The organism is Shewanella sp. SW32 (assembly GCF_025653365.1).
GTDB lineage: Bacteria > Pseudomonadota > Gammaproteobacteria > Enterobacterales > Shewanellaceae > Shewanella > Shewanella oncorhynchi.
In genome coordinates this window covers 1-9,815 of the sequence record NZ_JAKKSJ010000070.1, presented here as the reverse complement: position 1 = coordinate 9,815, position 9,815 = coordinate 1, and the positions used below count along the sequence as shown (strand labels likewise).

The 9,815-nt window shown below is 39.8% G+C and carries 8 protein-coding genes and 2 pseudogenes; 6 read left to right on the top strand and 4 right to left on the bottom strand.

The window, feature by feature from the left end; translation table 11 throughout:
- Both L5M28_RS23465 and L5M28_RS23460 read right to left on the bottom strand, forming a co-directional pair.
- Positions 1-149, bottom strand: a 149-nt coding sequence (locus L5M28_RS23465) for a transposase family protein (RefSeq protein WP_263198011.1), incomplete at its 3' end; no start/stop codon positions are given.
- An 84-nt stretch (positions 150-233) separates the two neighbouring features.
- Positions 234-452: pseudogene (locus tag L5M28_RS23460) on the bottom strand (Tfp pilus assembly protein FimT/FimU); the annotation flags it as partial.
- Positions 453-693: 241 nt separating this feature from the next.
- On the opposite strand from L5M28_RS23460, the gene glnB reads away from it, so the two are divergent.
- Entirely contained in the window at positions 694-1,032 is a 339-nt protein-coding gene (glnB, locus tag L5M28_RS23455; RefSeq protein WP_028760911.1) for a nitrogen regulatory protein P-II, read from the top strand.
- A gap of 196 nt (positions 1,033-1,228) precedes the next feature.
- Positions 1,229-2,518, top strand: a complete 1,290-nt coding sequence (locus L5M28_RS23450; protein WP_263196193.1) for an NAD(P)/FAD-dependent oxidoreductase — start codon at positions 1,229-1,231, stop codon at positions 2,516-2,518.
- A 49-nt stretch (positions 2,519-2,567) separates the two neighbouring features.
- On the opposite strand, the gene L5M28_RS23445 is transcribed toward L5M28_RS23450, so the two are convergent.
- On the bottom strand, positions 2,568-3,584 hold the full coding sequence (locus L5M28_RS23445; protein ID WP_263160894.1) for a LacI family DNA-binding transcriptional regulator: 1,017 nt from the start codon (positions 3,582-3,584) through the stop codon (positions 2,568-2,570).
- A gap of 388 nt (positions 3,585-3,972) precedes the next feature.
- Between L5M28_RS23445 and L5M28_RS23440 the strand changes: the two genes are divergently transcribed.
- The 3 genes from L5M28_RS23440 (at position 3,973) to L5M28_RS23430 (ending at position 9,010) form a co-directional block, all read left to right on the top strand.
- Entirely contained in the window at positions 3,973-6,651 is a 2,679-nt protein-coding gene (locus tag L5M28_RS23440) for a TonB-dependent receptor (RefSeq protein ID WP_198573931.1), read from the top strand.
- Positions 6,652-6,746: 95 nt separating this feature from the next.
- Positions 6,747-7,451, top strand: coding sequence for a SapC family protein (locus L5M28_RS23435; protein ID WP_198573932.1), 705 nt, complete (start codon positions 6,747-6,749; stop codon positions 7,449-7,451).
- A 20-nt stretch (positions 7,452-7,471) separates the two neighbouring features.
- The gene (locus tag L5M28_RS23430) at positions 7,472-9,010 is read left to right on the top strand and encodes a tryptophan halogenase family protein (RefSeq protein ID WP_263169573.1); all 1,539 of its coding nucleotides are present in this window, start codon (positions 7,472-7,474) and stop codon (positions 9,008-9,010) included.
- 54 nt (positions 9,011-9,064) lie between these two features.
- On the opposite strand, the pseudogene L5M28_RS23425 reads toward L5M28_RS23430, so the two are convergent.
- Positions 9,065-9,559, bottom strand: a pseudogene (locus L5M28_RS23425) (tryptophan 7-halogenase); the annotation flags it as partial.
- A 110-nt stretch (positions 9,560-9,669) separates the two neighbouring features.
- On the opposite strand from L5M28_RS23425, the gene L5M28_RS23420 reads away from it, so the two are divergent.
- Positions 9,670-9,815 (top strand): transposase family protein (locus L5M28_RS23420; protein WP_263195732.1); only part of this gene is annotated, 146 nt, incomplete at its 3' end.

Here is a 9,815-nt window from a genome sequence, read left to right as displayed (position 1 = left end):
AAATCTTCAATATCTTCCCAGCCCTCACAGCCTGCGATAACTGCACACAGCGTTAAAAACACCACGTCAAACAAGGGATAAACGACCTTAGATGCTTGCCTTGGGTCTTCTAATTCTGAAAAGTGCTCTGCAAAAATATCGATGTTCATAAACTGGCTCCGCGTAAAAGCCAGTATCTGATCACAACGGAAGATCGCGGTCAATCAGTTATGTTAAAGTGCGCGTTAAATGTTCGTGATCTTGCCCTGGCATACTGTGACCCTATAACCATAACTAACAGCTGTATTTCGCGCAAATTGAAGTGTCTGCTGGATAGTTTTAATATTGGTATCAGCTCTTATCTGATCGCTGAGCTCGGTCAAGGAAGGAGCTCCAACTGTTAACAAGATTGTTGAAATTGATATCGTAGTGATAAGTTCTATCAGGCTAAAGCCTTTTCGATGGGAGTTCATAACAGATCCTTGTTATTTTTCGCTTGCATCCCGCGAGCGAGTTAGTGCTGACTAGAATGTAAGTATAAAATCTGAGGCAATATTCATAGTACTTTTTTTAGACTTTTATGTGCTAAAAGCGATTTTATAGAAACTGTGTTTTATGAGTAAAGCACTACATTCACTTCAATATTGACGTAACCCCGTGTAAGCTAGTGTTATTCTGTTTGTTTATGTTATTGCAAGGGATGAGGAATTTTTAATGAAAAAAGTTGAAGCCATTATTAAGCCATTTAAGTTAGATGATGTGCGCGAATCACTTGCAGAAATTGGTATAACTGGGATGACGGTACTGGAGGTTAAGGGTTTTGGTCGTCAGAAAGGGCATACAGAGTTGTATCGTGGTGCCGAATATATGGTGGATTTTCTGCCAAAAGTAAAAATAGAGTTAGTGATCCAAGACGATCTGCTCGACCAAGCAATTGATGTCATTGTTGAAACGGCCCGCACAGGCAAAATTGGTGATGGTAAAATTTTTGTCACTGATGTTGAACGTGTTATCCGTATTCGAACGGGTGAAGAAAACGAAGAAGCGGTATAAACTGCTTACGAACGATTCTAAAGGGCCTAGTGGCCCTTTTTTGTTGCCTAAGCATATGGAAAAACTAAGTAGTACTGCTGGGTTTCTGAAATATCTTTAATGGAAAATCACCTGTTTTACTCAACTAATGTAGTTATCTCTTATCTGTAACATGGTATAACTTAGCCTCGCAAATGAGTTTTATGAGGTTGTCATTTTGGCTACAAAAAGAATAGTGATCGTGGGTGGTGGTGCTGCTGGTTTAGCGCTTGCATCGAAGTTGGGCCGTAAATGGGGCGGTAGTGATGTCGTCGATGTGTGCTTAATTGATAAAAGTCCTATTCATATATGGAAGCCTAAATTACACGAAGTCGCTGTTGGTGTGATAGATCAATCTATTGAAGGTTTACTCTATCGCGATCATGGACTTAAAAACGGTTATCGCTATATTCGTGGTGAGATAGAGCAGTGTGAGCCGGATGCTAAATCGATTCAGTTAGCCGCAGTCTATAATGATGAAGGCGAGTTGCTCCTAGAGCAGCGACAAATCGATTATGATTTTTTAGTCCTTGCATTGGGTGGAGTTTCTAATAGTTTCAATACATTAGGTGCTGATGAGCATTGTATTTTCTTAGACAGCCTTGAAAATGCCAATTTATTTCATCATAAATTACTCGACGCTTTACTCCAATTAAATGAAACGCAAGAAAGAGTCAGCATTGGTATTGTCGGTGCGGGTGCGACAGGTGTTGAATTGGCAGCAGAGCTTCATCATGTCATTGAGTCTGTTAAAGAGTACGGTTATCTGAATATCGCTAAGCATCATCTTGATGTGCATTTGATTGAAGCATCACCCAAAATCCTTCCTCAATTACCAGAGCGTGTAAGCGCTAGGGCTCAAGCTGTTCTTGATCAGATTGGTATACGTTTACATATCGGTGTTCAAGTTAAAGAAGTGACTCGTGATGGTTTCATTACCCAAGATGGCGATGTGATTAAAGCAGGCTTAAAAGTATGGGCTGCCGGTGTAAAAGGGCCAAAAGCATTTCAGCATTTTGCAAAACTGCCCATTACTCCGCGAAATCAGGTAGAAGTTGATGATTGTATGCGAGTTAAAGGTCATCAAGATATCTACGCCCTTGGCGATTGTGCTCTATTGCTCCAAAGTTCTGGTCAGCCTGTTCCACCAAGGGCGCAAGCAGCAGCTCAGATGGCTGATACCTTGTTTGATAATATCGTTAATCGATTACAAGGTAAGCCTGAAAAGGCATTTATTTATAAAGATTACGGCTCATTAGTGTCTTTAAGCCGCTTCTCTGCGGTAGGCAATTTAATGGGGAACCTACGCTCTGGCACTTTCTTTGTTGAAGGCCATATAGCAAGATTGATGTATATCTCTTTGTATCAGAGGCATTTAGCCAGCCTTTATGGTTGGTTTTCGGCAATTGTGTATCGAGTGGCACAAAAGTTATTGAAGTGGCAGCGTCCGAAGCTCAAATTACATTGATTTCTATGTGATTTAGGAGATAGAAAGAGAGCATATATGCTCTCTTTTTTTATTGTTTAGGAATTGCCGACGAGTCACGAATGATAGGTTCAGGAGTAAAGGTTTTAGAATATATGGCATCTTGCTCGCGACGTTTTGCTATTAATAATTCAGTAGCAACCTGAGCTATTTCTGCGTTTGGCTGATGTACTGTGGTAAGTTTAGGCCAGGTTTGACGTGAGAATGGGCTATCTTCGAAACCGACAATTGATAAATCAACGGGTATGTCTAAACCCGCTAAACGAGCCGCAAAAAGTGCACCAGCGGCAATTTCATCGTTACAAGCAACAATCGCCGTCGGGCGATTTTTTAGTTTGATGAGCTTGTTAGCACCATCAACACCGGACTCAAATGAGTACTTCCCTTCAATTATGTAGTTTTCATTCAGCTTTAGGTTATTTATTGTTAATGCCTGTTTAAAACCAAGTAATCTCTCTTTGGTGGATTCATGGTGTAAATCTCCGCTTAAAAAAGCGATATGCTTGTGGCCTAAATCAATCAGATGCTGGGTGATTTGAACTGCACCGAATTTATCGTTGACTAAAATAGTCAATCCATTCTGATCGTTGTCTTTTTCTCCCGCAATAATGCGCACATAGTTAGCATCAATTTCAGTGAGTGCTTTGAGTACTTTAGGATCTTCTGACAAGGGAGGTGTTAGTACTAATCCTGCGAGCCTAGAATATTTGACTAGTGCTGTAAGCTCATCACATATGGTCTCTGATTTGGCATTGCAAGGGTGGATGACAAGTTCATAGCCCTTGTCTTTACAGGCTGACAAGATCCCATTTTGCATATCAATAATATAGTAAGCGTTTGGGTTATCGTAAATAAAACCAATAGCATAGGATTTAGTTCCTGCTAGATTTCTTGCCGCTAAATTAGGTTGGTAGTTAAGTGCTTTTATCGCCTCGTTCACTTTGTCAACGGTGGCCTGCTTCACTGAAGGTTCGTTATTGGTTACACGGGATACTGTCTTGATAGACACTCCAGCATATTTAGCTACGTCGTTGATAGTGACTTTCATTGATGTAAAAACTCTTTGTCTAAGGTCGCGAGGGGTTTAACTGTTCTATGAACGTAAATTCTTTACCAGCAATTTACAAGCTTACATTTTTTATCAGTTTTTTCTGACTTATACATCTTATAGTGCGAGCTTTTGATGTGCTTAGCAATCCTGAATTGTTACAAATTGGCGTTAATTTATCATTGTTACAATTATGCTTGGAGTTGTAAGTTTACGTCATAATATTAAAGCTCATGTTTTATAATGATTTTTAATAAAAATACTGATTCAACATTCTGCTTTATGACATTTTTTTGCTTCCATCGTTATTTTGTTGTGGCAAGGCTGTTAATTATTGTGTAATGTTTGCACTAGACATGACAGCGTTGTCATTCCTCAGGGAATGGTTATGAATACTAAAACGATAATAAAGTTATGGAAGGGAAACGAGATGCGACCATCAACCTTTAAGAAAACTGTACTAGCTACAAATATTGCTATCCTACTCGGCAGTGCTGTATCCATCAGCGCTGTTGCTGCAGACGCCGTGGCAACCACCGCAGCACCTGAAAATATTGAAAAAATTGAAGTTCGCGGTATTCGCGCTTCCCAGCAAGCTAACTTAAATGCTAAACGCTTCTCAGACAGTACTGTGGATGCGATTACTGCTGAAGACATTGGCAAATTTCCGGATAAAAACGTTGCAGAATCTCTGCAACGTATTCCTGGTGTCACGATCCAGCGTCAATTTGGTGAAGGCGCGGGTGTTTCAATTCGTGGTGCGGGTCAAGATCTGACTTTGACAACTCTGAATGGACAAAACGTAGCTTCAACAGGTTGGTTTGTTCTTGAGCCTGCAAAACGTTCATTTAACTATGAATTATTACCATCTGAATTAGTTGGTAACTTAGAAGTCTATAAATCATCTCAAGCGGACTTAGCTGAAGGTGGTGTGGGTGGTACTGTTGTAGTTAATACCCGTAAGCCATTGGATATGGATTCAATGACTTTCTTTGCTTCTGCTGAAGCTCAATATCAAAGCGATTCGGGTGAAACAGATCCACAATTTTCAGGCTTAGGTAGCTGGAAGAATGATGATGAAACTTTTGGTGTATTAGTTTCTGGCGTTATGCAAAATCGTAGCTTGCAGCGTCAAGGTGATGAAGCTTTTTGGGAATGGGGTGCTGGCCCTGTCGCATTTGAACAAGAGCGCGAACGTTCAGCTATTGCTGCAACATTCCAGTATGCCCCGTCTGATTCATTAAACTTTGTGTTTAACGCGATGGACATGCAAATGGCCGCGGACAACACCAACTACGCATTATGGTTTACGCAAGCTGACACTTCATGGTCAGGGGCTCCAGGTTCTGGTGCTTGGGATAACACGGAATGGATTGGTGGCTGCGGTTTATGTGGTGGTGATAAGCCAGATGCATCACAGTCAGGTTCTCAAGTTGCAGGCCCTGTTAACTTAGCATATTGGCAAGCTCGCCCTCGTGAAGCGACAATGAAGTCTCAAGTTTTCGACTTGAAGATGGAATATAGCGGTGATGGATACCAGTTTACGACTCAAATCGGTGATACAAGTTCTACTGGTGGTACCGATTTTGAAATGGTTGTTGAAGATGGTCTGGGTGGTACAGCATTAAATGGTGCGACTTATGACTTTACCAATGGTCATCAAACTTGGGATTTAAATGGTTTTGATACAGCCACTTATGATCCAGGTTCGCTTGCAATGGGTACTGGCAGTAACTTTAATAAAACACCAAAAACAGATGATGAAACTTATATTCAAGCAGATATTAAGTTTGATGTAGATCTAGGTGTGGTTAATGCCATTAAAACGGGTCTGAAATATGCGAAGCATAATACAACGAGTCGCCGTTTTGACTTTGTACAAGCCGATGACTTTAATCCCGTCATATCAACAGCAGGCTTAAATACTGGTACTTTTGCTGTAGGAACAAGTGAATACGATATTATTCGTTTTGATCCAGATGCACTAAAAGATTGGGCTAAATCGAGCATCATCGGTGAGACTGAAGATTTTGGTTCATACCGTGAAATTGATGAAGATAACTATGCTGCTTATGTGATGGCTAACTTTGCATCAGAAGGTGTACGCGGTAACTTTGGTGTGCGTTATGCGGGTACTGAAGCGACCTCAACGTACTATGTTGATGGTAAGAAAACCGATGCTTCAGCTAATTATGGGGAATGGTTACCAAGCTTAAACGTAGCATTCGACTTAGCACCAGATCTCATATTGCGCGCATCAGCGGCTCGAGTTATGGCTCGTCCACAGTATGATGACATGTATGTTAACCCTAACGTTTTAGGTGCAAATGATGATGTGCCTAATAACCAAAAATGGGTTGTTGGCAATATCGGGTTAAAACCATTTATTGCTAATCAAATAGACTTAGGCATTGAATGGTATTTCAATGAAGAGTCATTACTTTCTGCGGCTTTATTTATGAAGGATGTTAAAAACTTCGTAACCTTTAGTGAGTACCATGCAGATAGCGCCGATATCCCATTTACTGGCACGTTAAAACCTGATGAAGTTGCTGGTGGTTGGACTGTGCAAGAGAAAGCCAATGGCGAATCTGCGACAATCCAAGGTTTAGAGCTGCAATATCAACAAGACTTTGGGAACGGCTTTGGCTCAATTGTTAACTACACTTATACTGATAGTGAAACTAGCCCAAATACATATACAGATCGCAACCCGTTCTTAAGCGATAGTTCAAAGCACTCATATAACTTAACTGGTTATTTTGAAAACGATTTGTTCCAAGTTCGTTTAGCATATAACTGGCGTAGTGAATATATGATCCGTGAAACTGGTTCATACGGTAATCGTTTACACGATGCATTTGGTAGTTTGGATTTGAGTGCAATTTGGCATGTTACTGATTATATGGATATTAAACTTGATGGTAATAACCTGTTAGAAGAAGGTTCACGTCAGTTTGGTAACAATCAGTTCCAATCTAATCTAAGTGGTTTTACGGATGGCTTCCCTGTATTTGAATACAACATGGCCCGCCGAATTACATTAGGCGCTAGCGTACGATTCTAATCTCGGTTTAACTCAGGTATAAATGAAAAAGGGAGCTTGCTCCCTTTTTCATATCTCAATAATATTCAATCAGAAGAAGCCCTCAAGGAGCTCATATGACTAATTCAATCACCCCACTTGACTCAGCAAAACATGCGCACCTGAAAGTGACTCCTACCACTTATGAACATGTTGCTGCGCAACACTTACTACCCATTTCAATTTATGAGTTTGCCTTTGCTGCTGTAGATGCTCCTGTTGTTTTTGTTAAAAATAGTGAAACAGGAGAATATCAGTCCGTAATTATGCTTGGATTAAAACCTGGACAGAATTTGAAGCAAAAAGATGGCAAATGGTTAGGGCTGTATATTCCAAATATACTTAAAAACTATCCGTTTGGTTTAATGTTGAGTACTGAACAGCAGGATAAAGTATGGGTGGGGATACGAGAAGAAAGCGCTCATGTGAGCACTGATAAGGGAAATGCATTGTTTGAAGGAGGAGAGGAAACTGCGTTTTTAAGATTGCGTAAAGACAGTATTATAAAAAACTTCGAACAAGAGCAAATGAGTAAGGCAATTATTGCATTTTTTGCTCAAAAAGAATTATTTTCTCCCCAAAGTCTTACCGTTGACATCAAAGGCGAAAAACGCGGCATAAATGGTATCTATTTCATCGATGAAGCTAAGTTAAATCAACTCAGCTCAGATGAGTTCTTAGATATCAAGCAACGAGGCCTTTTAGCGCCAATTTACAGCCATTTGAACTCATTACATCAAATTAATCGCCTAGCGAAAGAAGAAATCGAGTTGAGCGTTTAAGTAATCAGCAGGCATAGGTCATGACTTCAATAAAAAATATAAAGAGTGTCGTCATTGTTGGTGGCGGAACTGCAGGTTGGATTTCTGCCTGTCATTTAGCTAAAAAGTTGAATGCTAGAACACCTAAAATACAAGTTATGTTAGTTGAGTCCCCGAACATTCCTACTATAGGCGTTGGTGAAGGGACAGTGCCTATGTTACGCGAAACATTAAAGTATTTTGGTATTCGAGAAGATGAGTTTATTCGTTGCTGTGATGTAACATTTAAGCAGAGTGTTAAATTCATTGATTGGAATAAACCCAATTCAGGGGAGTACTATCACCATTTATTTGATTATCCCTACTTTAAAGACGTTACTTCAACGTGGCTTAATAAATCTCTTTCAGATAGAGGCCGCTACGCTGATCTTGTGTCAGTTCAAGGTCATTTGATTGATGCGGGACTTGGACCTAAAGTGATGACACAGCCTCAATATCGAGGTGCTATGCATTACGCGTATCATCTCGATGCTGCAAAGTTTACCAAGATGTTGACCAAATTTGGTGTTGAACAGTTAGGCGTTAAACATCTTCTTGCAGAAGTCATTGATACAAAAATAGACGCTCAGGGACATATCTTAGAGTTACATACTGATAATGCTGGTGTATTGAATGCGGACTTGTATGTTGATTGTACTGGATTTAGTGCTCAACTCATTGGCAGCGCATGTAACGTTCCCTTCGTTGATAAGAGTGACATTTTGTTTGTCGACTCAGCATTAGTTGTGCAGCTTCCTTATGAAGATAAATATACGCCTATCCCTTGTTTCACTAAATCAACAGCACAAGAGGCTGGCTGGATATGGGATATCGGTTTGTCTGAACGTCGTGGTGTTGGTTATGTGTATTCCAGTCAATATTCATCAATAGAGCAAGCTGAGAGTGTATTGCGGGAATATCTTGGTAAAGCAGAACAAGTCTCGTTTCGACACATACCGATGAAGGTGGGGTATAGAGAGAAATCGTGGCAAGGTAACTGTGTTGCGATTGGTTTGTCGAGTGGTTTTGTTGAACCTTTAGAAGCGACTGGTCTGCTTATGTTTGATGCGACAGCCAGAATGTTAGCTGAATGTTTTCCTGCTAATACTGACGTTATGCCACTTGTGGCTAATCGTTATAATCAGCGAGTATTGAATGCTTGGAATCGGGTGATTGATTTTATTAAACTTCATTATGTCATAGCCAAACGAATGGATACGCCATTTTGGGTTGATAATAAAAATGAAATAAGTATTCCAGACACATTAAAAGAACATTTAGAATTGTGGCGCTATCACATACCGACTGCCTATGACTTTACTTCTACGCTAGAATTTTTCAATTTAGAAAATTATTTATATGTACTCTATGGCTCAGACTTTGAGTCAAAATTAGAGAGGAAATTAAATGATGAAGAGGAAAGGCTTTTCACGGTAATGACCGAGAAATTAGGCAAGCAGGTTACATTACTCAAATCGCAATTATTACCCCATAGAGAGTTAATTGAACGTATTAAGTTGTATGGCATCCAACTTAATTAATGGTTGAATTAAATGGTAAGTAGAGCAAGATTTTTAATCTTGCTCTTTATGATTTTAAATATTTTTAATTTTCGCTAAGAATTCTTGATGTGATAAAGATTGCTCTTTTGCTCTAAACTGTTGTGTTTTTAAGTTGTCGAGTATTCTTGATATTTCATTTTTTGGACAAGGTATATGGATTTCAGGAATATGCTGCATACCATAAAGTACGTAGCGATAATTCTCATCTGTAAAAACTGAACTATATCCATTGGCAAGATCGACATACTCACAAACCTTGTCTTTCCATAGTGTCATTTTTTGTTCTAGAGCAGGTATGAATGCTGAGCTTTGTGCAGCTTTTTGCCAGAATTCATTATCATCTCTATCAGTTAAACAGTAATGAAGTACGATAAATTGTCTAAGATCGGTATACAATCCGTTCATTGCGATATTATATGACGTCCTTATCGCTAGGGAGGGATTAGATGAAGTTAAATGCGTCGCTAGCAATCTTGCTCCTAAGTTTATAAGATGCAAGCCTGTCGATTCTAAGGGTTCAATAAATCCACCTGCGAGCCCAGGGCAAGATCACGAACATTTAACGCGCACTTTAACATAACTGATTGACCGCGATCTTCCGTTGTGATCAGATACTGGCTTTTACGCGGAGCCAGTTTATGAACATCGATATTTTTGCAGAGCACTTTTCAGAATTAGAAGACCCAAGGCAAGCATCTAAGGTCGTTTATCCCTTGTTTGACGTGGTGTTTTTAACGCTGTGTGCAGTTATCGCAGGCTGTGAGGGCTGGGAAGATATTGAAGA

Bases quoted from the DNA above. Each gene is read 5' to 3' on its own strand.
- glnB (WP_028760911.1), top strand. From the start codon at position 694: ATGAAAAAAGTTGAAGCCATTATTAAGCCATTTAAGTTAGATGATGTG.
- L5M28_RS23445 (WP_263160894.1), bottom strand. From the start codon at position 3,584: ATGAAAGTCACTATCAACGACGTAGCTAAATATGCTGGAGTGTCTATC.
- L5M28_RS23440 (WP_198573931.1), top strand. From the start codon at position 3,973: ATGAATACTAAAACGATAATAAAGTTATGGAAGGGAAACGAGATGCGA.
- L5M28_RS23435 (WP_198573932.1), top strand. From the start codon at position 6,747: ATGACTAATTCAATCACCCCACTTGACTCAGCAAAACATGCGCACCTG.
- L5M28_RS23430 (WP_263169573.1), top strand. From the start codon at position 7,472: ATGACTTCAATAAAAAATATAAAGAGTGTCGTCATTGTTGGTGGCGGA.